Annotated in this window: 17 protein-coding genes; all 17 read right to left on the bottom strand. The window is 66.7% G+C overall.

Features of this window, described 5'->3' with window-relative positions; all coding sequences use genetic code 11:
- Positions 1 to 26 precede the first annotated feature (26 nt).
- The 17 genes from IFSED24_RS03350 to IFSED24_RS03270 all read right to left on the bottom strand — a co-directional run bounded on the left by IFSED24_RS03350 (position 27) and on the right by IFSED24_RS03270 (position 24,789).
- Positions 27 to 2,507 carry a hypothetical protein gene (locus IFSED24_RS03350; protein WP_491333807.1) on the bottom strand — a complete coding sequence of 827 codons (2,481 nt, stop codon included), beginning with the start codon at positions 2,505 to 2,507 and terminating at the stop codon, positions 27 to 29.
- Positions 2,508 to 2,783: 276 nt separating this feature from the next.
- Complete coding sequence (locus IFSED24_RS03345; RefSeq protein ID WP_491333806.1) at positions 2,784 to 5,801, bottom strand: FlgD immunoglobulin-like domain containing protein; 3,018 nt, start codon at positions 5,799 to 5,801, stop codon at positions 2,784 to 2,786.
- Between the two features lie 477 nt (positions 5,802 to 6,278).
- Positions 6,279 to 8,459: a glycine--tRNA ligase subunit beta gene (gene glyS / locus IFSED24_RS03340; RefSeq protein ID WP_491333805.1), complete on the bottom strand. Its 2,181-nt coding sequence runs from the start codon at positions 8,457 to 8,459 to the stop codon at positions 6,279 to 6,281.
- Positions 8,456 to 9,340, bottom strand: a complete 885-nt coding sequence (gene glyQ / locus IFSED24_RS03335) for a glycine--tRNA ligase subunit alpha (RefSeq protein ID WP_491333804.1) — start codon at positions 9,338 to 9,340, stop codon at positions 8,456 to 8,458. The genes glyS and glyQ overlap by 4 nt, the downstream gene beginning before the upstream one ends.
- Positions 9,340 to 10,167 (bottom strand): DNA repair protein RecO, encoded by an 828-nt coding sequence (gene recO, locus IFSED24_RS03330; RefSeq protein ID WP_491333803.1) that lies wholly within the window; start codon positions 10,165 to 10,167, stop codon positions 9,340 to 9,342. The genes glyQ and recO overlap by 1 nt, the downstream gene beginning before the upstream one ends.
- Complete coding sequence (mgtE, locus tag IFSED24_RS03325; protein ID WP_491333802.1) at positions 10,164 to 11,600, bottom strand: magnesium transporter; 1,437 nt, start codon at positions 11,598 to 11,600, stop codon at positions 10,164 to 10,166. Before mgtE ends, recO begins: the two co-directional genes overlap by 4 nt.
- Positions 11,597 to 12,253 (bottom strand): DUF502 domain-containing protein, encoded by a 657-nt coding sequence (locus tag IFSED24_RS03320; protein ID WP_491333801.1) that lies wholly within the window; start codon positions 12,251 to 12,253, stop codon positions 11,597 to 11,599. Before IFSED24_RS03320 ends, mgtE begins: the two co-directional genes overlap by 4 nt.
- Before the next feature lie 13 nt (positions 12,254 to 12,266).
- Positions 12,267 to 13,595 (bottom strand): hemolysin family protein, encoded by a 1,329-nt coding sequence (locus tag IFSED24_RS03315; protein WP_491333800.1) that lies wholly within the window; start codon positions 13,593 to 13,595, stop codon positions 12,267 to 12,269.
- Positions 13,596 to 13,612: 17 nt separating this feature from the next.
- Positions 13,613 to 14,143 (bottom strand): rRNA maturation RNase YbeY, encoded by a 531-nt coding sequence (ybeY, locus tag IFSED24_RS03310; protein WP_491333799.1) that lies wholly within the window; start codon positions 14,141 to 14,143, stop codon positions 13,613 to 13,615.
- Complete coding sequence (locus IFSED24_RS03305) at positions 14,140 to 16,416, bottom strand: HD family phosphohydrolase (RefSeq protein ID WP_491333798.1); 2,277 nt, start codon at positions 16,414 to 16,416, stop codon at positions 14,140 to 14,142. Before IFSED24_RS03305 ends, ybeY begins: the two co-directional genes overlap by 4 nt.
- On the bottom strand, positions 16,413 to 17,453 hold the full coding sequence (locus IFSED24_RS03300; RefSeq protein WP_491333797.1) for a PhoH family protein: 1,041 nt from the start codon (positions 17,451 to 17,453) through the stop codon (positions 16,413 to 16,415). The genes IFSED24_RS03305 and IFSED24_RS03300 overlap by 4 nt, the downstream gene beginning before the upstream one ends.
- On the bottom strand, positions 17,450 to 19,243 hold the full coding sequence (aspS, locus tag IFSED24_RS03295) for an aspartate--tRNA ligase (RefSeq protein WP_491333796.1): 1,794 nt from the start codon (positions 19,241 to 19,243) through the stop codon (positions 17,450 to 17,452). The genes IFSED24_RS03300 and aspS overlap by 4 nt, the downstream gene beginning before the upstream one ends.
- The gene (gene hisS / locus IFSED24_RS03290) at positions 19,240 to 20,514 is read right to left on the bottom strand and encodes a histidine--tRNA ligase (RefSeq protein ID WP_491333795.1); all 1,275 of its coding nucleotides are present in this window, start codon (positions 20,512 to 20,514) and stop codon (positions 19,240 to 19,242) included. Before hisS ends, aspS begins: the two co-directional genes overlap by 4 nt.
- Positions 20,515 to 20,611: 97 nt before the next feature.
- A complete protein-coding gene (locus IFSED24_RS03285) occupies positions 20,612 to 21,526 on the bottom strand; it encodes a substrate-binding domain-containing protein (RefSeq protein ID WP_491333794.1) in 915 nt (304 codons plus the stop codon).
- Positions 21,523 to 22,455, bottom strand: coding sequence for a CdaR family protein (locus IFSED24_RS03280; protein WP_491333793.1), 933 nt, complete (start codon positions 22,453 to 22,455; stop codon positions 21,523 to 21,525). Before IFSED24_RS03280 ends, IFSED24_RS03285 begins: the two co-directional genes overlap by 4 nt.
- Positions 22,452 to 23,783, bottom strand: a complete 1,332-nt coding sequence (locus IFSED24_RS03275) for an N-acetylmuramoyl-L-alanine amidase (RefSeq protein WP_491333792.1) — start codon at positions 23,781 to 23,783, stop codon at positions 22,452 to 22,454. Before IFSED24_RS03275 ends, IFSED24_RS03280 begins: the two co-directional genes overlap by 4 nt.
- 97 nt (positions 23,784 to 23,880) lie before the next feature.
- Positions 23,881 to 24,789, bottom strand: coding sequence for a M23 family metallopeptidase (locus IFSED24_RS03270; protein WP_491333791.1), 909 nt, complete (start codon positions 24,787 to 24,789; stop codon positions 23,881 to 23,883).
- Positions 24,790 to 24,826 lie beyond the last annotated feature (37 nt).

Raw genomic sequence — 24,826 nt, 5'->3', positions numbered from 1 at the left:
ACCGCCGGTCCGGCCGTGCTGTCTGTCTATCGCCAGCGTCGCTGCTTGTTCGTGTCGGGGATCCAGTACGGCGGATCCTCGTACCCGGTGAACGGGACATTGATATCTGGCCATTCCGGGGTAGGGGTTTGCAGGTACAGGCTCAGGTTGAAATCCTTGGTCACCGGGATCTGGTTGTTGCTGTAGGCGATGAAGTCCTGCAGATCGATGCTGCCCAGCTCCGGATGATCTTCATCCTCATAAGCCCCATCCTCACACCGTCTCCCGTTGGGAGTGGGGATCCGCGTCCCATCGTAGTAGTGATACGTGTTGGTGTTCTGGCGCCAATCGCACGTGGCATTGTCCGCTGCGATGACCTGCACGTTGCCCGGCGAGAACTGCATCAGGGTCAATTTCCAGGCCTTGTAGGCCTTCTGGACCGCAGGATCGGCCTGCCAGGCCAGAGTGTCGGCTTGCGACCCGGCGGGCAGCGGCGGACAGTTGTAGCCTGAGGAGCTGCGCAGGTAATTCCAGTAGAGACCCGGACCGATGAAAAGGAAGTTCGGCACAGCGACCGTGATCCGGTTGCCCCAGACGCCGGTCGTGGGGATCACGAAGAAATCACTGAGCTGCGGATCCGGGTTATTCTCGTTGATGTTGAACCCGCTCAGGAAGTTGATGTTGTCGGATCCGCCGCCATCGCTGATCGCCCCGCCCACATCGAGGTCGTAATCAACCTGATAGCGCCAGGCTTTGATGCGGTCCCTTGCCAGGGTACTGAACTCGCGGGGGTTATCCTTGCCGCTCATGTAGATCATGAAATGGTACTCGGTGGATTGTATCCCCAACCAGGCAGCTGGGTCGCCAGCGGGCCTCTCTGTCTGGAAAAGGATGGCCCCGGCACTGGCATTCACCCACATGAACCTGTTCGTGTTCGTCGCGAACGTGAGGCAATTCGGATCCGTTTCGGCGTCATACCTCGGATCGCCGCTGAAGCCATTCCATTGGTAGACCTCGAGCTCGGGCGTCCCCTCCAGACAGGCACTGTCGTAGCAGGGATCCTCGAAGGCGTTCTGCGGCTGGAATTCCCGGTTCATGATCTCCACGCACTGCACGCACGGCGGGTAGTTGCCCACGAAGCTGAACGTATCCGGCGTGCCGTCGCGCGTGCCCTGCTCGTCCACGGCGCGCATGACCACGCTGTAATTGAACGGACCGACCTCGAAGCCCAGGGTGTCGGCGCTGGGGTTATCCCAGTCCGCCGCGTCGGCGGCCTTCCACTCGCCGGTGGAGTGGGTGTCGCTGTAGGTGGTGGCGAACTCGAAGTAGATGCCGTTGATCCGGATGTTCTGGCCGGCGATGAACTGGCCCTGGAAGGTCAGGTTGTTCGCGCTGCCGAGCTGCTGGTCGCGAGGATCGTCCCAGCCCAGCGCCTTGAACCGGACGTAAGCGCGGTCAGGGACGGTGTCGCCCTCGGAGAAGCTGTAGATCCCCGGCTCGGGGCCGTTGAAGATTTCGTAGTACGGGTATGTGAAGTCATCGTTGTGGTCGTCCACGGGGTCCTGCTCGTTGCGCAGGATGTAGGTGTCGGGATCATAGTTGATGACGATGTTGAGCGTCTGGTCCAGGGCCGGCACCTGGACCCCGGCCACGTCGATGGTGTTGACCAGCACCTGCAGGATCTGGGCGGGCAGGACCTGACCGAAGCAGCCGGGGCCCGAGCCGTCGCTCCGGAAATCCAGGGCGGTGACGTTGCCGAAGTAGCTGAAGCTGTCGCCAGTGGCCTCGTCGAAGGCCTTGGGGTTCCAGCAGTCCTCCTGGGCGTCGTTGCAGTCGTCGCAATCGGGGACGCGCCACTTGAAGCCGAAGAGGCCATCGTCGTAGGGGAAGACGGTGTCGCGTTCGGCGAGCAGCTCGGGATCGTAGGCGTAGATGTTGGGCGTCGAGCCGGACCAGCGCAGGAACAACGGCGCGTGGTACGCCACGGTGTCGTAGTTGGCGAACTCGTTGCCGGGGGCGATCTCGTCGCGATAGAACTGAACCTGCGGCTGACCGAGGGCGTTGCTGAAGAAGTGCAGCCGCGCCGGCGTCCGGTCGAAGTCGCCGCGGTCGTCCATGGCCACCATGTGCAGCGTCATGTCGTACGTCAGGTTGGCGCCCTGGTCGATGCGGAAATCGAAAATGGAGTCGGTGCGCGTGGTATAGGTCCCGATCTCCAGAGTGTTGCTGTTGGTGGCGGGATTGAAGTTCAGGTCCTCCTCGTCGTCGTCGGTCTCGGGATCCTGGATCGAGGTGTCGGTCAGCGCCCAGACGAAGCGTTCGACGTAGCCGTCGGCATCGGTCCCGTACCAGAAGACGTGGAAGTGGAAGTAGGCCCCGCTGGTCTCGGCCGGCGAACCGATGATGTAGGTCTCGGGAGCGCGGTTGACGATGACCGCCTCGGGCTCGAAGGCCCGGCACCCGAAGAGCAGCGACACGGCGAGCAGGCAGAGGAAGAGGGTTACGAGGACGTGTCTCGGGCTCCACATAGGGTCAGCGCTCCCTCGTTCGTTGGGGCTTACTTGCCAGGATCCCGGGCCGTTCTCGGTGGGGGCAAACAGCTTGTAGACGAGACGCTGGCCGGGGCGCAGCCACCGTCTCCGGATCCCTCATGAATGCGTGTGAAATATAGGGATTACGTCTCGCCAGTGTCAACTTCGGGTTTCCCGAAAGGCCGCATGATTGCCGCGAGACCGTGTCCCTGGCTCAAAAAGAGCGGCGGTCCCCTGGGGGACCGCCGCCTGTCAGCGCGATGAGTCCGTGAATTACTTCACGAGCGCCATCTTGTTGACCTTCACCTGGCCGGCAGCGCGCGTCTCGTAGAAGTAGACGCCGCTGGCCGCCTGGTTGCCACGATCGGTCTTGCCGTCCCACACGATGTCGTGCGCACCGGCTTCCATCTGGCCATTGACCAGAGTACGGACCAGCTCACCACGGACGTTGAACACCTTGAGGCTGACATCGCCGGTACGCGGCAGATTCAGCTTGATGGTGGTCGTCGGGTTGAACGGGTTCGGGAAGTTGGTGACGCTCAACACGGCGTCGGGGGTGACACCGATCACGGGGGAGCCACCGGTCTTGCCGAAGAAGTTGAGGATATCCTCAAGCATCACGGTACGAGCCGGCATGCCCTGGTAACCCGGAGGCGGGGTCCAGCCCGGAGCGTTGTAGATGAACATGAAGTCATACGGCATCATGACGACACGAGCGTTGTCAGCGCCGTTGACGTTGTAGACACCAGCAGCATAGGTGTAGACACCCGTGTTGCCGTTCAGGTCGGTGAACTCGGCCAGACGGGTGGCAGTACCAGCAACCTCGACGGCATCGAAGGTGTTGATGGTGTTGCAACCGCCGTAGCAGACCCACTCGGAGGTCCGAGCGAGCACGCCATTGCCAGCCATGGGCTTGGCGATGGGCGCGGTCTGGTTGGCGATGTAGCCGAGGATGTTACGATCGATGAGGTTGACGCTGAAGTACGTGTTCACGAAGGCGCTGCCCTGGTCACCGGCATCGAGGATACCGTAAACCAGATCGTCACCGGTCATGAACGCATTCTTGTCACCACGACCGAGCCAGTTGGTGACCACGTTCAGGTCGTCCGACGGATCGTTCGTGAAGTCACCGTTCGCCAACAGGTTCACCGAGAGGTCGCCCGCGGTGTAGAGCATGGTGTCGTAGCCGTCCAGCAGCGCACTGGTGGCGCGGCCGCCGAGACCATTACCCACGCCCGAGGAGGGACCGTTGGTGTAGTAGATGTCGTAGTCGATACCCTCACGGAAGCCGAGCTGACCGAGAGCGTACAACCACTCGTTCTCACCGCCGCGATCGCCGAAGTCGTTCCACCAGAGGATCTCCGGCTGGTCGCCGGCAGTGGCGGAGAACAGGGTCGGCAGGGCGCGGACGATGAAGTCGCTATCGTACTGCAGACGGTGATCGAAGGTGGCGAAACCGGTGGTGTCGCCAGGCAGGATGGAGGTACCGATGGTACCGGCCAGGTTGTCCTTACCCTCGATGTAGTAGTGGATCACGTCGCCGGGGAAGAAGAAGGCGTCGCCTTCCTCGTCCGGCAGGTCGAAGTTCCAGCGATCCGCAACCACGGTACCGGCAGCGGTGAACGTGGTATCACCCTCGACGTAACCTTCGATGAGGTTGTCACCATCTTCGAAGAAGTCGTTGGTCCGGGTGAAGTTGGGAGGAAGGATACGGACACCCTCGAAGATGTCGTTGGCCTTCATCCGCACGTACATCCGGGGAGCACCATCCAGGACCGCACCGGCGACAACGGCCTTGACGTCGAAGAAGATCGAGTCGCCGGGGTCGTTCCGCTGGTCGTCCTCAGGAGAGATGTTCCGGGCCATATCGAAGCGGACCTTGTTGGCGGCCAGATCCGAGAAGTCGAAGTCGCCAGCTTCAGGGAAGTTGTCGTTGGCGATATCGATATCACGGGTGCTGATGCCAGGACCATCGTACGGATAGGCCAGGAACATGGCATTGTCGAAGTAGGGAGCAGGAGTACCGTCGGTACCGATCCAGCCCCAGTTGTAGCCGTACTCGATGCAGCGTAGGCTCAGCTGCACCTGGGTGCGACCGGCCACCATCAGGTCCGTCACGACTTCCCTCTGACGACCGTAATCCGGACCGCCGTACTGGACGAAGTTCCGGTTATCCCAGGCCGCGTTTTCGATGGGATCGGCGATGGGATCCGCGGTGGACCGCACGTGCCACTGATAGAACATGCCGGGCCAGGTGTTGCCCGCGCCGAGTTCCTCATGGCGGAAGAAGCCGTACTCGATCGTGGCGCCGTTGAGGCCGGCGGGCCAATCGAGCGGGGGGCTGATGATGATGTTGTTGATGTAGAAATCGGGGCCCATCAGACCACCGGTGTTGTTCACGATCCAGCCACCGGGTCCGTAGCACCAGGTCACGCAGGACGTGCCACCGGTACCGGGAACCACCACGCCGTCGTCGATGAAGGCGACCTGCGGCGAGAAGTTGGACCGGCAGGGATCGGCATCCTGCAGGTTGGAATACAGCTCCGCATAGTCACCCACGCCGGGATCCAGCACGGGGAACCACATGTCGCTGACCTGGTCCTCGAAGTCCTCGAAGTCCACCAGGGTGCCATTGACGGTCACGCTGATCAGGTCGACCTGGCAGGCGCCGTCGGTGGGCAGCAGACCATCTTCGTCGTCCGTGTTGCTGTCGGACGCGAAGCGGATCCGCAGCATGATCTCGTTGGCGCCGGAACCGACGTAGTCGGTGCTGGCGTACGAGAACGTCTGGTTGAACGAGTAGGTCCGGTTGCCGTCATAGGTGGCCAGCCCGGTCCAGATGCCGGCACGGTTGACTTCCATGTAAGTGAAGTCCCAGCCGACCTCCGAATCCTGCTGCACCGTGGCGCTCCAGTTGACCGTGCTGGGCAGTGTGTTGTCATCCACCTCGTAGGTGAAGACCAGGTTCACGTTCCAGTCGTGGCCATAGCCCGGAGGCGTCGCGTAGTTCTCGTCGTAGGTGCCACACCACATGGAGTAGTCACCCTCGGCGGGGTTGAAGTCGCTGACGTTCCAGTACGAAACCGGGCTGAACGTCAGATCTTCGTGAGTCCAGCCATTCCAGTTCTCATTGCCGAACTGGTCTTCAAAAGTGCCGTTGCCCTGCGGCGGCGAGCCGTTGAACCACTGATCAGTGTTCAGCGGGTTGCCGAGCAGGTAAACGGTATCACCAAGTGCCTTGGCGGTGTTGATCGACTCTCCGTGCAGGGTACCCCACCCACCGCGGACCATATGCAGCGGCTCGGAGGCAAACGCACTAAAGGCAAACAACAGTGCCAAGGACAGGGTGGCGAACAGAACAAATCGCTTCATGCTTTTCCCCCCATCGTTGACCAAATGTCAACACATGGATTGGCGAACAATCTCCTCGCGTCGGCAAACGAACTTCCCGACGCACGATTCGGAGCAGACAAGACGTTCCCTCTTGCGGCCGTCCAATGCGCACAACCGGAGTTGTGCACGGTGCGAGAGAGACCTCCTCTGATGTTTCGCAGACCTTAGGTGACGAGTGAACGTGTCAAGTGATGCTAACGAGCGGAAAGTCAGGACAGCGCACCTCACAGGGGTTGGGAACTCATTGCCCATGAGTCGCTGGGTAACCTTACAGGACGCTTTGGTGAGCGTCAATAGTCTACGTGCAAAAAAAAGTACGGTGTCCACTAAACAGGAACCCCCCGATCCTGGCCAGGGGGTTGAAGATCATGAGAATCATTCTTCGTCTGGGACGACCCGGGAAAAGTCGGCAAACCGCAGGAATAGCGCGTGAATCTCGCGCAAGAAAGCATGTCGCAAGGCGAGCAGGGCCGGATTCTCGGCATTGACCCTCACCTCGTCGAAGAAACGATCGATGGTGGGGCCCAGGCCCGATAGGAGCTGGAACACGGCACGATACTCCCCGCTGGATTCGGCCTGCAGGATATCGGCGATGGCCGCCACCACCGCATCGCGCAACGCCACCTCGGCGGACTCCTGCAAGGTGGTAAAATCCTCACCACTCGCCCCGCGGCCACCCTCGAGCCAGCGCTGACACGCCGCCTCGCGCTGATCGGAGGCCAGGGTCTCGCCCTTGAGAATATTGGTGCACCGTTTGAATCCCGTGGCCAGGAGCAGGAAATCCTCGCGACTCCGAAACTGCTCCAGGGCCTGAATCCAGGCTCGGGCATCGGCCGGATCGTGCCCCCTTACGGGCAGCACGGCGCGCACCACCGCCAGGTCGTGGCGCTCGCTGTCCACGAGCCAACCCTCGAGTCGGCGCTGGGTGAAATCGTAGATTTCGGTCAAAGCCTGGTCCAGATCACCTGTGGCCGGTAGTTCCGCATAGAGCGACAGGGCCTTGGCGAGCATCGCCGGCAGATCCACCCGCGCGTCGTAGTGAAGCAGGATCCGCAGGATCGCCAGGGCATGACGGCGCAGCGCGTAGGGATCCTTGGCCCCGGTGGGGGCGAATCCCGCCAACCAGCAGCCGGCCAGGGTGTCCAACCGCCAGGCGGTCGAGAGCACGCTGCTGGCCCGGTCGGCTGCCAGCTCCCCCGCGGCCGACCGCGGCAGCTGGCTCTGCTCGAGGATCGTGCAGACCTCGGGATCCTCGCCGGCGGCCGCGGCGTAACGCGCCGCGATCACCCCCTCGAGCTTGGTGAACTCCTTGCCGTCCTTGATCATCTCGGTGACCAGATCGAACCGGCTGATGGCCGCGGCCCGGGACAGCGCGGCGGGCACGTCCCCTTCACCCAGCCCCCCGGTCCAGAGCTCCCTGGCCAGGACAGCCGCGCGTCGGGTCTGGTCGGCCACGCTGCCGAAGCCCTCGAGCCAGGTCACCTGTGCCAGGGCTGCCGCATGCTCGTCGGGTGTCTTCTGCTGGTCGAACCGCCAGTAGAAGAGCGCGTCGGCGAGCCGTGCGCGCAGGACCCGCTCGTTGCCGGCCTGGACGCCGGCCAGGTGCTCCTCGCCGCCATCGCGCACGGCCACGAAGCAAGGCAGCAGGCCGCTGCCATCGGCCCGATCCACCACGAAATAGCGCTGGTGCGACTTGAGGGCGGTGACGATGACCTCGGCCGGCAGCTCGAAGAACTCGGGCTCGAAGCCGCCCACGAACACGGTGGGGTGTTCGCAGAGGTTCACGACCTCGTCCAGCAGCTCCTCGTCCCGGCGCAGGACACCGGGCTCGGCGAGCGTCTGCAGCCGGGTGGCGGTCTGGTCGAGGATCCGCTCCCGGCGCGCGGCCGGATCCGGCATGACGCACAGCTCGGCCATGATCGCGTCATAGCGGTCGCAATGGTCCACCTCCGCCCGGCGATCTCCGGTCAGGGTGCGGTGGCCGCGGGTCACGCGGTCGCTGGCGATGTCACCCACCGTCACCGGGATCACCTCCGCGCCCAGCAGGCAGACCAGCCATTGCAGCGGGCGGGCGTACTCGATATCGAGATCGCCCCAGCGCATGGTCTTGCGGAACGGCAACGACAGGATCAGGTCCCCCAGCCGCTCGCCGAGGACCTCTTCCGCGGGCCGGCCGCGGAGCGTGCGCCGGATCAGAAGGTGCTCGCCGCGCTGGTCGGTCCCCCGGCCGCAGTCGCTCAGCTCCACCCCCAGCTTGCGGGCGAAACCCAGGCCGGCCTTGGTGGGCTCGCCAGCGGCGTCGAAGGCCACCTGCACCGGCGGTCCCTTGATCTCTTCCTCGCGGTCGGGCTGTCTGACCGCGAGCCCCGACACCTGGGCGGTGAGCCGGCGCGGCGTCGCCACGACCCGCAGTTCGTCGTGTTCCAGATGCGACTCCTGCAGCAGCAGACGCAACCGCTCCGACAGCTCGGCCATGGCGGTGGGAATGAACCGGGCGGGGATCTCCTCGCTCCCGATCTCCAGCAGGAAGGGCTGGCGCTGGGCGGTGTTGGTCATGCGCTGGTACCGTCCTTCTTCAGCAAGGGGAATCCGAGCTGCTCGCGGCTGGCGACATAGGACTGGGCGGCCAGGCGCGCCAGGTTGCGCACCCGGGCGATGAAACCGGTCCGTTCGGTGACCGAGATGGCCCCGCGAGCTTCCAGCAGGTTGAACAGATGGCTGCACTTGATCACCGCGTCGTAGCCGGGATAGACCAGCCCCTTCTCCAGGAGTGTGCGGGCCTCGTGCTCCTTCTCGTCGAAGTGGCGCCGGTAGAGAGCAACGTCGGCGTGCTCGAAGTTGAAGGCGCTGTACTCCTTCTCGAACTGGCCCATGACCTCGCCCCAGGTCAGACCGCCGCCCCAGCGCAGATCCTTCACATGGTCGCAGCCCTGCAGGAACATGGCGATGCGCAGCAGGCCGTAGGTCAACTCCACCGCCACCGGCTGGCAGCGGACGCCCCCGACCTGCTGGAAGTAGGTGAACTGAGAGATCTCCATGCCGTCGAGCCAGACCTCCCAGCCCAGGCCCGCCGCGCCCAGGGTGGGCGACTCCCAGTCGTCCTCCACGAAGCGGATATCGTGCTTCTCGGGCTCGATCCCGATGGCGCGCAGCGACTCCAGGTACAGCTCCTGGCTGTTGCCGGGGTTGGGCTTGAGCACCACCTGGTACTGGAGGAACTGGTGCACCCGGTTGGGATTCTCCAGGTAGCGGCCGTCCTTGGGACGCTTGCTGGGCTCGACATAGGCCACGCGCCAGGGCTCGGGTCCCAGAGCGCGCAGGAAGGTGGCGGGATTGAACGTGCCCGCTCCCACCTCGGAGTTCCAGGGCTGGACGATGACGCAGCCCCGCGCGCGCCAGAAGTCCTGGAGTGCGGCGATCATGTCCTGGTAGTCCATCAAGAGCCTTCCTTTGGGGTCGGTTGTTCGGACGCCGCCGGGCGCCTGGTCCGCAGCAGATCGAGCGCCGCGGGCAGCCGGTATCCCGGCAGGTGGTATTCCAGAAACCGATGCAGCATGACGCCCCAGTCCCGGGCGACGGTGCGTGTCAGGCTCAGCCGCGGCCAGTCGCCGGGCGCGGCGGCCAGCGCGGGCCAGACCGCCAGGCTGGCCGGCGTCAGCGGCCGGGCGCCGCCGGCGCCCCCGCCCGCGGCGCAGGTGGCACAGACCAGCCCGCCGGCGGCGGGGTCGAGCCAGAGCGCGTTGTCCCGGAGGTGCGCCCGATCCTGGCCGCACCGGGTGCAGGCCTCCAGCAAGGGACGGACCCCCTGCAAGTCGAGCAGGGCCGCCTCGAAGGCATAATAGAGCGCCACCTCGTCACCGGTGTCCGCGCAGGATAGTACCTGGACGAAATCATGGCAAAGGGCGAAGAGACCCGCCTCGTGGCCGTCGCCCGGCCGGCAGCGGTCCACGATCTCCAGCGCCGCCTGCAGGTAGGCCGATTTCTCGAGCGAGGGCGCCCGGGCCAGAGGGTCGAGCACGAGGGCGCCGCCGCGGAGATACTGGAGCTCCCGGGCGGGGTCGAGCGAGAACTCGAGATCGGCCAGCCGTCCCGGCTGGACCAGTCCCCGCAGCCGCGAACGCGGTTGACGAGCGCCCTTGGCCAGCAACCGTACCAGACCGTGCTCGGCCACCAGGACCGAGGCCACCAGGCTGGTCTCGCCCGAGGGCCAGATCCGCAGCACCAGCGCCCGCCCGCTGGCGACCGGACGCGGCAGGATGCTCACGGCGTGCCGACGCCGTGCAGGCCCAGGATCAAGGTGGCCAGCCCCAGGTACACGAACAGTCCGAAGATATCGTTGGCGGTGGTGATGAACGGCCCGGTGGCCACCGCCGGATCGGCCCCGAAACGATGCAGGAGAATGGGGATGCCCGTGCCCACGGTGGCCGCGATGATGATGACGATCAGCATGGAGAGGAAGAGTACCGAGGCCAGGGTCAGGTTGCCCACCACCATGCTGGCGATGCCGAAGAGCGCCGCACCGATCACGCAGCCGATCATGAGATTGGTGAGCAGCTCGCGCATGAGATGGCGCCCGAGATGGAAGAAATCGACCTCGCCGGTGGCCAGGCCGCGCACCACCACCGAGCTGGTCTGGATGCCCACGTTGCCCGCCATGGCCATCATCACCGGGATGAAGAACGAGAGCGCCACCAGGCTGGTCAGGCTCTCTTCGAAGTGCTGCAGCAGCAGGATCGCGCCGATCTGGCCGCCGAGGCCCCCCAGCAGCCAGGGCAGGCGCGAGCGCGCCACCCGCAACGGCGACTGCTCGCCGAATTCGGCCACGCTCACGCCGGCCATGCGCGCGATGTCCTCGCTCGCCTCCTCCTCGATGACGTCGAGGATGTCGTCGGCCGTGATGCGGCCCGCCAGTCGGTGGCGGTGATCCACCACCGGCAACGAGATCAGGTCGTGGGTCATCATGAACTGCGCCACGTCCTCCTGATCGAGGTCGACCTCGACGTAAAGGGGGTCGCTCTCCATGACCGTGCGGATCTCGGTGGCCGGATCGGTGAGTAGCAGGCGGAACAGCGGCACCCGGCCCACCAGGTGCTCGCGCTCGTCGATGACGAAGACGAAGTGCATCTCCTCGAGCTCGTCCTGGTCGTACTGCCGCAGGCCGGCCACGGCCTCGCCGCAGGTCTGGTCCTCGCGGCAGGTGACCACCTCCTTGCCCATGATGCCGCCGGCGGACTCGGGCGGGTAGCGGAGCAGGTCGGCGACCTCCTCGCGCTCCTCCTCTTCCATGGCCTCGAGCACCGCCTGCTGCTGCTCGTCGTCCAGCTCGGCGATGAGGTCGGTGGCCTCGTCCGAGGGCATCTCCTCGAGGATGTCGGCGATGGCGTCATGGTCCAGGAGCGTGAAGAACGCCGAGGTGCTGCGGTTGTCGATCTCGGCGAGCACGTCGGCCAGCGGTTCGGCGGGCAGCTGGCCCAGCACCCGCACGGTGTCCTCGACGCTGAAGGGCCGCAGGATCTCGGACAGGTCGCCGGGGTTGAGTTCGGAGAGGAGCTGGGAGATCCCGTCCTCATCATCGGCGGCCAGCAGTTCGTTAAGGCGCTGCCCGTACTGGTGCCGCTCGACCTCGAGGTTCGAGGGATCGAGCACCACTTCCTGGTCACGAACCTCGCCGTTCTCGTCGGTGCGTTCGTCGCTCACGGATGCTCCTTGATCGCGTTCGAGAGGCCCTCCAGGTTCCGCGCGGCCTCGTGCAGCGGCACCGCGTGCTCCTGGGTCATGACCGAACCGCCCGAGATGATCAGCTTGATCCCCTCCTCCACGGTCAGGGGCAGGATGGCCACCTGTTCGCGGGGCAGCAGCAGCATGTACCCGCTGGTGGGGTTGGGCGTGGTCGGCAGGAAGATGTTGAGCAGGCGATTCTCGGGTTCGTCGTGCGTGACGAAGCCGATGCTGTAGCAGCCGGTCCGGGGATACTCGAACAAGGCGACCTTCTGGAACGCCGACCGCTTGTCCGAGAGGAAGACCGTGGCGATCTGCTTGGTGGCCATGAAGATGGTCTTGACCACGGGGATGCGGACGAAGAAGCGGTCGACCAGGTTGAGGATCGCCTTCCCCACCAGGCTGCGCGTGGTCAGGCCCACCAGCACGATCAAGAGCAGGAAGCTCAGGAACGCGATGAAGGTGAGCACGAAGTCGGGGTACGACTCGGTGAGGTGCGGCACCCGCTGCAGCCACGGCCGCAGGATATGGTCGATGAGCTCGTAGCTCTTGACCAGGATCCAGACCGTGAAGGCCAGCGGGGCCACCGCCAGCAGTCCGGTCAGGAAATGGCGCTGCACCGCCTTCCACATGTCAGCGCTCCTTTCACGGCGTTTCCTCGGTGGGCGGGGCGGACTCGTCGCCCGGACGCGGCCAGCCGGGCAGGGGTTCGGGCGCGTGGATCCGGGCCAGCAGGATCCGCTGGTCCTCCACCTTTTCCACGGTCACCTGAAGATCGGCCACAGCCACCGCATCGCCGGCATCGGGCACGTTGCCGGCGGCCTCGTAGATCAGCCCGCCCAGCGTCTCACTGCTCTCGCCCGAGGCGGCCAGCACCGGCCGGCCCAGGACGTCCTCGAGGTCCTCGAGGTCGATCTTGGGGTCGACACGCAGGGTATGCTCGTCGAGCCATTCGTAGAGGCTCTCTTCCTCGTCGAACTCATCCTCGATCTCGCCCACGATCTCCTCGATCACATCCTCGAGGGTGACCAGCCCGGCGGTGCCGCCGTACTCGTCGATGACCACCGCCATGTGGATGCGCTTGGCGCGGAACTCGTCGAGGACCTCGTCGATCTTCTTGCTCTCGGGGATGAAGTAGGTCGGCCTGACCAGGTCGGCCAGCGTGCGCCCGCCCGGATTCAGGCTCCCCTCCTGGACCAGGTCCAGCAAGTCCTTGGCGTAGAGCACCCCGACCACCTTGTCGATGCTGCCCTCGTAGACCGGCAGACGCGAGTGCCGGCACTCGTTGACCACGGCGATCACCTGGTCCAGCGACTCGGCCTGCTCGAAGGCCACCATGTCGATGCGCGGGACCATGATTTCGCGGACCGCGGTGTCGTGGAAGGTGAAGATGCTCCGGATCATCTCCCGCTCCTCCACGTCCAGGTCCACCTCGTCCTCGTGGTCCTGGATGAGGCTGCGGATCTCGCCGCTGGAGAGCAGCGGCTGCGCCTCGGCGGCCCAGAGCGTGTCGTCGAGCCGGTCCATGACCATGAGCAGCAGCGAGGCCCACGGACGCAGGAGCCAGGTCAGCGGCCAGGCCACCGCGCCCACCGAACGGACGTAGCCCACGGCGGTGCCGGCGGCCATCATCTTGAAGAGCAGGGCACCCAGGGTCCAGGCCAGCAGCACCAGCACCACGAAGACCAGGTGGAAACGCACGCCCAGCGGCCCCTGCCAGGCCACGGCCAGGAGGCGGCCGCAGGCGAAGACGCCCAGCACGGTGGCGGCCAGATAGAGGCTGCTCATGATCACCTGGGCATGGCGGAAGGCCGCCAGGTAATGCCGCACTACCCAGCCGACCTTGTCGCGTTCCAGGAGACCGTTGTGATCGAGGGCGCTGAGGCGATGGAACGCCGTCAGGAGCCCGGCCATGAGCATGGCCACGAGGTAGCAGCCCGCCGCCAGGGCCACGGTGCCGACCGCGGGCAACATGCTGTCGCCTTCTGCCATCAGTCCTGTGCCTCCTCCGCCGAGAGCGGGTGCGTGAAACCATGCCGCGCCAGCACCTCGGCCTCGCGCGCCCGCATGGCGAGTCTCTGTTCAGGCAGACCGTGCTCCCAGCCCAGCACATGGAGCGCACCATGCACCAGGAGCAAGGCCCATTCGTTGGTCAGATCCCAGCCCTCCTGCCGGCAACGTCGCGCCACGAAATCCGCGGCCAGCACCACCTCGCCGGCGGTCACCGCCGCCGGAGCTTCGCCCGGCGCCACCCAGAGGTCGCACGCCGCCTCGCCGACGCCGCTCGCCAGGTCGGGCTCCTCGCCGCCGGCATCCTCCAGGTAGGTGAAGGAAAGAACGTCGGTGACGCCGTGGCCACCGTACCAGCGCACGTTGAGATCGGCCATCACCGGATCATCGACCAGGACCAGGTTCAGCACCCAGTCCGGATGCCCCAGGGTCGTCACCAGATCGGCCAGCTGGACCGCATTGAGAGGCAGTGCCTCGGGTCGCGTCCGCTGCTCGACCAGCTCGAGTTTCATGATTCGCTGCTCCTGGGCTCGCGCCGTTCCTCGTGCTGGTCCCGCTGCCCAGGATAGGCGATGCGGGCGTGATGGATGCCGGTCAAGAGCGGGATGAAGGCCTCGCGCACGCGCGCCAGATCGCTCAACGTCAGCTGGGAGTCGTCGAGCTCGCCGCTGAGCATGCGCTTGTCGCAGATCTGCTTGGTGATCTCCTTGATCCGGCTCGGCGTGGGCTTGGCCAGCGAACGCGTCGCCGCCTCCACCGCGTCAGCCAGCATGAGGATCGCGGTCTCCCGCCGCCGCGGCTTTGGTCCCGGATAGCGGAAGTCGTCCACCTTCACGGTCTCCCCCACGTCCCCCTCGAGCGCCTTGTGATAGAAGTACTCCATGACCTGGGTGCCGTGATGCTCGGGAATGAAATCGATGACCTCGCGCGGCAGGCGCCAGCGGCGCGCCAGGTCGATGCCCTCCTTGACATGGGAGGCGATGATCAGCGAGCTCATGCTCGGGCTCAGCTCGTCGTGCTTGTTCCCGCCCTGCCCGGGTCGCTGGTTCTCCACGTAATATTCCGACTTGAGCATCTTGCCGATGTCGTGGAAGAGCGCGCCGACCCGGACCTGCAGCGCGTTGGCGTCGATGGCCCGCGCCGCCTGCTCGGCGAGCTGCCCCACGACCTGGCTGTGGTGATAGGTCCCGGGGGCCTCCAGCGCCATGCGCTTGAGCAGCGGGTGGTTCAGGTCGGAGAGCTCGAGCAGCGTCAGGTCGGAACAGATCCCCACCAGCGGTTCGACCAGCGGCAAGAGGAACAGGGCGAACGCCACGGCGATGGCCGGCGTGAGCAATGCCACCAGCAGTTCGGAACCCAGCCCGCCGAGGTCGGCCTCGCCCGCGAGACGCACCACCACCAGCAGGAGCAGCGAGGTCAGGGTCAAGAATCCGATGATCTGGTAGAACTGGCTGCGCTTCTGGATACGGCGCACCATCACCACGGTGGCCAGGCCCAGCAACGCCAGCGCGGTCAGGTCCAGGGAATGCGGCTCGGGCAGCACCAGGAGGCAAGCCACCAGCAGCAAGGTCGTGCCGAATCCGACCTTGTCCTTGAACAGCACCGTGACCAGCAACGCGACCAGCGCCACGGGCACGCCGAACGGACCCACTCCGGGCGTGGTCAGCGCGAAGGCGGCCGCGGCCAGCCCCAGGCCGAGGCAGATCTCGATGGCCAGCAGGCTGCGCCAGCCGAGCAAGGCCGCCGGGAAGTAGACATAGCCCAGCCAGCCGTAGAGCGCGAGCAGCAGCGCCAGCAACAGGAAGCGCATGACCACGGCGAGGAGGCGCTGGCCAGTCCCCGCGATGGTGCCCGGATCGTTGCGCAGGCGCTCGCGCAGTTCCGCCAGGAAGAGCCCCTGCTGCTCGGTGACGCGGTCGCCGCGCCCGACGATCTTCTCCCCGGGGATGAACTCGCGGGTGGCCGGTACCGAGGCGCGGATCCGATCCTGGCGACTGCGGGTCTCCTGCGCGTCGTAGATGAGGTTGGGCGTGATGAAGTTGCGCGCCAGGGAGCCGGCCCACACGATCTGCCCCGGCGTGAGGCCCGCGTCCCGCAGCGAATCGGTGAGCACCGCGAGGAGCTGGTCCTGGGGCGTGATCTCGTCGAGGTTGCGCAACGACTCGCTCTGGTCGTCCACCACCAGGACCCGGTTGTACTGGCCCGGTGGCAGCATGTCCGCCACGCCGCGCACCGTCACCTCCGAGAGCGCGGTGGCCAGCGCCGCCAGCAGGGCCTCGGCGTCGGGGGCGGTCAGGGCGCGTTCGATCTCCTGGGCCCCGAGGTGCGGGAACTGGAGCGCCAGGAGCTGGCGGCGCTCCTCGGCGGTCAGGTCGACCATGGCCCTGGTCTGACGCAGGGCCTCGGCGAACACCTGCAGCCGGGCCTCCGAGTTCTGCTGCCGCGCCGCCTCGAGCCGCCGCAGCACCGGCGGTTCCACCAGGACCTTCTGGATCCGGCGCAGTTCCACGTCCTGGGGCAGGAGGTCGGCGGTGAACGAGAACGGCGCACGCACGTCCTCCTCGGCGATGCTCCCCACATCCGGCAGCGCATCCTGCGACAGCCGTGGCACCGGCGGGAAGAGCAGCATGTGGAGCAGGATCAGCACCACGCCGCCGATCGCCGGCAGCCACCAGTTGCCGGACTGCCGCGTGCCGTCGCCGATGGCGAACAGCCGGGCCGGATTCCAGGCGCCGGGCCCGCTGCGGAGCATCCGGCGTTGCAGGCGTTGCAACCAGGCGATCACGGAACGTCCTTTCGGTGGTCCCCGGCGGGAGCCGGGTCCGTGGGCCGTGGGTCGTGCTGGTCCCGTTCGGCGACATCGAAGGCATCGACGATCCGCCGCACCAGCGGGTGCCGCTGGGTGTCGCGGCTGTCCAGGTCGACAAAGGCCACGCCCTCGGTGCCGGCCAGGATCTCCCGCACGTGAACCAGACCGGAGCGTTCGTCCGCGGCGAGGTCGATCTGAGTGACATCGCCGGTGATCACGGCCTTGGCCTCGTAGCCGAGGCGGGTCAGGAACATCTTCATCTGACCGATGGTGGTGTTCTGGGCCTCGTCCAGGATCACGAAGGCGTTGTTGAGCGTGCGACCGCGCATGTAGGCCAGCGGCGTGGCCTCGATGACGCCGGACGCCATGTACTTGCCGATGCGGGCCGGGCCGAGCACGTCCGAGAGCGCATCGTAGAGCGGCCGCAGGTAGGGGTTGATCTTCTCCTGGAGGTCGCCAGGCAGGAAGCCCAGCTGCTCGCCAGCCTCCACCGCCGGCCGCACCAGGATGATGCGGTCGACCAGGTTGCGCTTGAGGTAGTCCATGGCCAGCACCACGGCGAGGTAGGTCTTCCCCGTGCCGGCGGGGCCGACCGCGAAGACCACATCGTGTTCGCGCACGGCCTCCACGTACTGGCGCTGCCCCGCGGTCATGGCCCGGATCGCGCGGCGGGACCCGCTGGCATGCAGCAGCGGCTGGTCGGCCGGACCGTCGGGATCCTCGGCGGCCTCGCCCCGCCCGGCGCTGGCCAGCAGGTAGTCCACCGTCACCGTGTCGATGCGCTGTCCACGGCGGACCCGCTCGAGGATGTCCGCCACCACGTCACGGATCAGCGGCACCTGTTCGGCCGGACCACTGATGCGCAACTGGTCGCCCCGGGCGGAGACGGTCCCGTCGAAGCGTCGCTCGAGTCGGCGCAGATTCTGATCGGCCGGGCCGCACAGCGCCACCTGGTCGATCCCCCGCAGATCGAAGCGGACCTCCTCGGTCCCCCCACCGCCAACGGTGCTCATGACGCAGGTTCCTCCCGGGCGGGTGGGGTGATGGCCAGATTCAGCTCCACGAGCTGGGCGTCGCTGATCGGTCCCGGCGAACCATCGAGCGGGGAGGCGGCCAGCGTGGTCTTGGGGAAGGCGATGACCTCGCGCAAGCTGGGTGCACCGCAGAGCAGCATCACGATCCGGTCGAGACCCAGGGCGATCCCGCCGTGGGGCGGCGCCCCGTACCCCAGCGCCTCGAGGAAGAAGCCGAACTTGGCCTGGTACTCCGCGGGCTCCATGCCCACCAGCTTGAAGATCCGTTCCTGCAGATCGCGCTGGTGGATCCGGATGCTGCCCGATCCCAGCTCGACCCCGTTGCAGACCAGATCGTAGAGCTGGGCATGGACCGCGCCGGGATCCTCTTCGAGGGTGTCGACGAACTCGGGGCGCGGCATGGTGAACATGTGGTGGCAGGCGGTCCAGCCGCCGCTCTCCTCGTTGGGCTCGAAGAGCGGGAAGTCGTGGACCCACGCCAGGGCCCAGCGATCGGCGGGGATCCAGTCCTCGCGCCGGGCCAGTTCGCAGCGCAGGTCGCCCAGGGCGGGCAGGACCTTGCGCGCGGGGCCGGCGCCGAAGAGCACCAGGTCGCCGTCCTGGCAACCGAGTCGCCGGTGCAGCGCCTGCTGGAACTCGGGAGCGAGGAACTTGGCGATGCCGGTCTCGAATCCGTCGGCGGTGGCCTTGACCCGCGCCAGGCCGGCCAGTCCCCGCTTCTTGACGAAGGCCTCGAGCTCATCCACCTGCTTGCGGCTGTAGCTCGCCAGCTGCGGGCCGCGCAGGCACCGCACCGTGCCGCCCTGCGCGAGCGCATCCTCGAACACCGAGAAGCCGCAGCCGGGCACCAGGTCGTCCAGGTCGCAGAGCTGGTGGCCGAACCGCAGGTCGGGCTTGTCCGACCCGTACAGCGCCATGGCCTCGTCGTAGCCGATCCGCGGGAACGGCGTCTCCAGCTCGATGCCCACGGCCTCGCGGAAGATGGTGGCCATCATCTCCTCGATGAGCACGTAGATGTCCTGCTCCTGGATGAAGCTCATCTCCAGATCGATCTGGGTGTGCTCGGGCTGGCGGTCCTTGCGCAGGTCCTCGTCGCGCAGGCAGCGCGGCAGCTGGAAGTAGCGGTCGACGCCGCTGGCCATGAGGATCTGCTTGTAGAGCTGGGGTGACTGGGGCAGCGCGTAGAACTGCCCATGATGGATCCGGCTGGGCACCACGTAGTCGCGGGCGCCCTCGGGGGTGGTCTTGATCAACAGCGGCGTTTCGACCTCGAGGAAGTCGCGGTCCGAGAGGTAGCGCCGGGCCGCCATGGCCACCCGGTGCCGGACCTGGAGGTTGTGCGCCATCTCGGCGGTGCGCAGGTGGAGGTAGCGGTACTTCAACCGCATCTCCTCCTCGACGCGATCGGCCTGGTCGAGCTGGAAGGGCAGCGGAGCGCAGGAGTTGAGGATGACCACCTCGCGGGCCACCACCTCCACCGCCCCGGTGGCCTTGTTGACGTTGACCATTCCCTCGGGCCGGGGCCGGACCACGCCCGTGACCTGGAGCACGCACTCCAGCCGGAACTCGCGGGCCAGTTCCACGGGCTGGCCGTCCTCGCAGACCACCTGGATCTCGCCCCAGCGATCGCGCAGGTCGACGAAGGCCACCCCGCCCATGTCGCGGATGCTGGCGGCCCAGCCGGCGAGGCGCACGGTCTGGCCGACATGGCCGGTGTTGATGCTGCCGCAGTGGTGCGTGCGCAGAGCGGTGGCGTCGTTGTGGTTCACTGTCCCAGGACCTCCCTGACAGCGGTCAGGACCTCGTCGCGCGCCACGGGCCGCTGCTCCCCGGTGGCCAGGTTCTTCAGCTGGAAATTCTTGGCGGCGATCTCTTCCTCCCCCACGGTCAGCAGGACCCGGGCGAGACGCAGGTTGGCAGCCTTGGCCTGGGCCTTCATGCCCCGATCCGAACAATCGATCTCCACCCGGCAGATGTCGCGCAGGATGTCGGAGTTGGCCAGGGCATAGCGCTGGGCCTTCGCCCCCAGGCAGGCCACGTAGACGTCGACCACCGTCTGTCGGCTGCGTTGCAGATCGACAGGTTCGTCGTTCAGGTGGAGCAGCGTGCGCTCGATACCCACCGAGAAGCCGATGGCCGGAGTGGCGGGACCGCCGCACTGTTCGACCAGGCCGTCGTAGCGTCCGCCACCCGCGAGGCTGCTCTGCTTGCGTTCGCTGCGCGCGGTCACCTCGAAGGTGGTCCGTGTATAGTAGTCCAGACCCCGGACCAGAGTCGGATCCGCCTCGAAGACGATGCCCAGATCCGTCAGCGAATCTTGCACCGCGGCATGATGGTCGAGGCATCCCTGGCAGAGGTGCTCGGAGATGGGCGCGTGCTCGGCGATGACCGCGAGGACCGCCTCGTCCTTGGCGTCGTAAAGCCGCAGGGGGTTGCGCTCGATGCGATCGTGGAAGACGGGCGGGATGCGCTCCAGGTTGGCCTGCAGGAACTGGCTGAGGCTGGCCAGGAAACCCGGACGGCAGGCGGGACAGCCGATGCTGTTGAGCAGCAACGTCAGGCCGCGGGCATCCACCGCGTCGAAGAGCGCCAGCAGCGTCTGGATGACCTCGGCGTCGACGATGGGGCTGGCCGCGCCGATGGCCTCCACCCCGACCTGGTGGAACTGGCGGTAGCGGCCCGCCTGGGGCCGGTCATGACGGAACATGGGTGCCATGTACCAGAACTTCAGCGTCCCGGGCTGGCGGATGAGGCCGTTCTCCAGGTAGGCGCGCACCACCGAGGCGGTCATCTCCGGCCGCAGCACCAGGCTCTCGCCGCCCTTGGTCTCGAAGGCGTACATCTCCTTGTCCACCACGTCGGTGCCTTCCCCGATGGAACGCAGGAAGAGGTCGACCGGCTCGATGATCGGCGTGCGGATCTCGCCGTAGCCGTAGCGCGCCAGGGTCTCGATCCAGCGTTCCTCGCACCAGCGCCAGCGTTCGACCTCCTCGAGGAGGATATCGCGGGTGCCCTTCAGTCGGTGGTACTTCAGATTCATGCGGGTCGTCCTCTCATGCCAGCGAGCATACCGGGGCCGCAGCCTAGCACAGCCACCGCCCACCGGGCCACCTCGGGCCCGGGCGGCATAATATGGGTCAATCGCGGGACCGGGGCCAGCAGGGGCCTAGCTGACGGCGCAGACGATCGAGATCCGGTCCCAGCAGCAGGTTGAATCCATCGAGTCCCACCAGCGCCAACCCCGTCGCCAGGCGGCGGTGCTCGGCGGTGGTGCCGTCCGGCTCGCGACCGAGCACGGTCAGGGCCTGCTGCAGGTCGATGCGGACAGCCCGGGACAAGCGCCGTGAGGCCAGGAGCACCACGTCGGGCAGCGGCTCACTGAGCGTCTTCAAATGCCACTCGGCCGGATCGAGACGACCGTCGGCGAGAGCCGCCTGGGCATCCCACTGCCGCACCACCACGTGATCGAACGCGCCAAAGCCGGCGGCCGCCAGGATGGCCCCGTGGTCGAAAGGATCGCGCCCCCAGGCCACTCCGGTCGGAAGCGGCGAGACCTGATGCCCGGCGCAGAGCGGTGCCAGACACACCAGGGAGAGCGAGTCGCCGAAAGCCGTGCGTCCAGGGACCGCCCGCCAGGGGGTCTCGGCCCCCTGGGCTCCGACGCGGCTGAGCTGGATCGAGGCTGGCCGCAGGTTCCAGGGCACTCGCCGCCGTCCGGCTGCCAGCGGCTGCCAGGCCGCCGCAGGCAGGGTCAAGCCGGGGCCATCGGCGGTCAGGATAACCAGGGCCTCGGCCAGACCGGCGTCGAACCCGGCACGGTCGGCCACGACCAGGAGCTGCAGGTCGATCCGGGCCTCCTGTCCGAGGTAGTCGACGAGCTGCGCGTACACATCGCGCCGGTGGGCATTCGCCGCCGGGTCGAGGACCAGCAAGTAGCCATCGCCACGTTGCGCGGGTTCTTGTGGCCAGAAAAGCGCCCCCGCGGTCAACAGCAGCAGCACCAGGGCCGAGAACCGGGCAGCATAGGGAAGCCGTCGCGACGGATCGCTCAAGGGCCTTCCTCCGCGTCCGGGGCCTCGCCGATGATCACCATGAAGATGGCGGGCTCCAGCTGGACCGAGGTGACCCAGTCGGGATGGTGAGCGAAACCAGGCACCTGATGGACCCCCGGTCCGAGCCCGCCCAGGGCCACCGTCACCGTGAGCCTGGTCGGCGAGAGCGCGCTCACCGAGTCGGCGGGACCACGCACGAGCACGTCGCACACCGGGGGCGAAACACCGGTCTCGCCCAGGTGAGTCTCCGCCAGCGCGATCACCGGGATGTTGGCCAGGATGCGTTCCTCGAGCATGACGACCGGCACGGTGACCGCGACCGACGTGGCCCTGGCCTCCAGGGGCGCCGGAGGGCGCACCAGCGGCAGATCCTTCACCAGCGACTGCTGCAGGATCGTCAGGTCCACGGGCTCGGTCACCAGCGAATCGAGCCCCGCGAAGAAGCGCCGGGGACCGGTGACATCGACGCTGTCGGGCACCACGGTGACCGGTCCACCCAGCATGTGGTCCATGGGCAATTGGCCCTGCAGCGGCACCTTCACCGGCAACCGCTTGGTGTCCTGCCAGTCCAGGCGCAGCGGCAGGCGCACGGGCGGCAGCAGGCTCACCACCTCGGCCTCGGTCCGGACATCGGCCTCCTTCAGCTCGAAGAGGCGGGGCGCGCCGGGAACGGCATCGGCCAGGTTCAGCTGCACCTGACCGAGGGAAACGCCCAGATAGCGGTGCGCCATGACCGAGAGCTTGGGCGCCCTCAGGCGCACCGCAGCCATGTCGGGCAAGGTGCTCCCGGCCACGGTCATGCCCTCGCCCAGACCGACCACGACCATGGGCAGGCGCAGATCCTCTTCGACCATGGTTGTGGCCGCGACCAGGATCCAGGTCACGATGGCCACCAGGACACAGACGATTTTCAGGAACAGGTTCTTCACGATCCAGGCCGTCCCTCGGGTAAGCTCAGGTATTGCCCCGCCCGGATCCGATCGCTGCGCAGATTGTTGCGCTCCCGGATCGCGAGCACCGTCGTTCCGTGGCGCTGGGCCAGACGCCAGAGATTGTCGCCCCGCTGCACCTTGTAATGCCGCGACCAGTCGGGTTCCGCGACCACCACGGGACCCCCGTCGCCAAGATACGCCAGCAGGCCGTCGGCCACGGCCTGGGCCAGTTGCTGGCGGCCATCGGCGCTGAGCAACAGGCTGCGGTCTTCCCGGTTGGTCAGGTAGGCCAGTTCCACCAGCGCCGAGGGCATGGCCAGCGACCTCAACACCTGGAACCGTGCCTGCTTGACCCGGCGGGTGGCCAGACCCCGTTCGGCCGTGGCCGCCAGGATCTCCTCGGCCAGCCGGCTGGACCGGTGCAGCACCCTGGTCATGTGCAGGTCCATCAGGATGGAAACCACGGCATCATCGTGGTCGACACCCGGAGCCAGGCCCACGAGGTCGGCCGCGTTCTCCTTGTCCGCCAGTTCCTGGGCCTCGCGGTCGGTGGCTCCCTGCAATGACAGGAAGTAGACCTCCATTCCCCGCACCGAGGACCGGCGGTGAGTATTGCAATGGATGGAGACGAACAGGTCGCCATCCTGGGCGCTGGCCGTGGTGATCCTGTCGGCCAGGCTGGGGTACCAGTCGCGGTCGCGTGTCAGGATCGCCTCGTGTCCTGGCGTCGCGTTCAAGATATCACGCAAGCGGAGGCTCACGTCCAGGACGATATCCTTTTCCTGGCTGGAACCTCGCACCGCACCCGGATCGAGGCCACCATGGCCGGGATCGATGATCACACGGATGGACGTGCCCGGCACCGAGTTCCGCTCGGGAGCTGGTTTGGCCTGCTCCGGGGCCCTCAGGACATCCACCACCACCCGGTGGGGTCGGCCCTCGGCAGCCGGCAAGGCGAAGTGACGGAACTCCGCGGCCTGCTCCAGATCGATGACCACCTGGGCCTTGGTGCGCAGCGCATTGCGGCGCAGACCCTGGACCAGACCATCGGCGATGGCCACGGGATCCGTGGCGAGAAAGCTGGCGGCGGCCACATCCACGGCCAGGCGGGGCGGATCGGCGACCGTCCTTACCTGGTAATGGCCGGGACCGTCCAGATCCAGCACGACCCGTGTGTGATCCGGCGCCGAGAACCAGCGCAAGCCCACCACCTCAAGACCCTCGGCCGGCACGGCCAAGACGCCGAGCAGCAAAACGGCACTGAAGGCCAGATCTGCGGGCTGGATCCGGATGCGATCCGGGTGACTCGATTGGGTCCATCGCATGCCGTAGGCGATCCTCATCGCTGAGCCGATGGGTCCTTCCACCGGACGCAGAGGACCCTAGCACAGGCCCTGGAGGCTGCCAAGCGTCGCCGGCGGTTCAGTGTTGGTCCGCGTAAGTATCGAGAATGTAGGTGAGCGGGTTGACCGGCCGGTTCCCCACCCGCACCTCGTAATGTAGATGAGGTCCGGTGGAACGACCCGAATTGCCCGTCAGCGCGATGATGTCGCCGCGCGCAACGGCCTGCCCCTTCTTGACCGTTGCTTCCTGGAGATGGGCGTAGACGGTGACCAGGCCGCCACCGTGGTCGACCTTGACCAGGCGCCCGAGTCCGCGCTGCTTCTCCACCGACACGACCACGCCGTCGGCGGTCACCCGGACGGGCGTCCCCACCGGCAGGCTGAAATCGATGCCGCGATGGAAGGTCTGCTTCGAGGTGAAGGGGTCCTGGCGCATGCCGTAGCGCGAGCTGAGCCAGCCGATGTCGCAAGGGCGGATCGAGGGCAGATGATCACGGACCTCGTGGCGGCTGGCCAGGGTGTCCAGCAGCGCCGCCATGCCCTGACGCTGGATCCGGGCCTGCCGCAGCAGGCTCTGCAAATCCGGTTCGGGGGTCAGGCCGGGAATCTCCGCCATGACCTGAAGCGGCTCGCGACCACCGATACCGCCGGCGCGGGTCTCCGGGTCCAGGGGCTCGACATCCACCGCCGCCGCCACCAGCTGCTGGTACTCGAACACCGCGTCGAGATCCTGCTGCATCGAGGCGACGCGGGTCTCGAAACGATCCACCTCCAAATGCAAGCGCTGGTTCTCGCTGGCCAGCGGGGATCCGCCAGGCCGCCAGGCGGCCCCCACCGAGTAATCCACCACCCACAAGCCGGCCATGAGCAGCAACAGCACGACCAAGCCAACCGCCGCGAGGATCGACCAGCGCGGTACCCTCAATTCACGGGTCCGGCCGTCGTTCTCGGGCAAGAAGAGGAAGGAATAGTGCTTTTGCAGCTTCATTCGGCATCCTGTCGCATAGGCCGGCACTCCTCACCGG

Source organism: Candidatus Latescibacter sp. IFSED24, from assembly GCF_058273205.1.
This window is presented reverse-complemented; position numbering and strand designations above follow the sequence as displayed.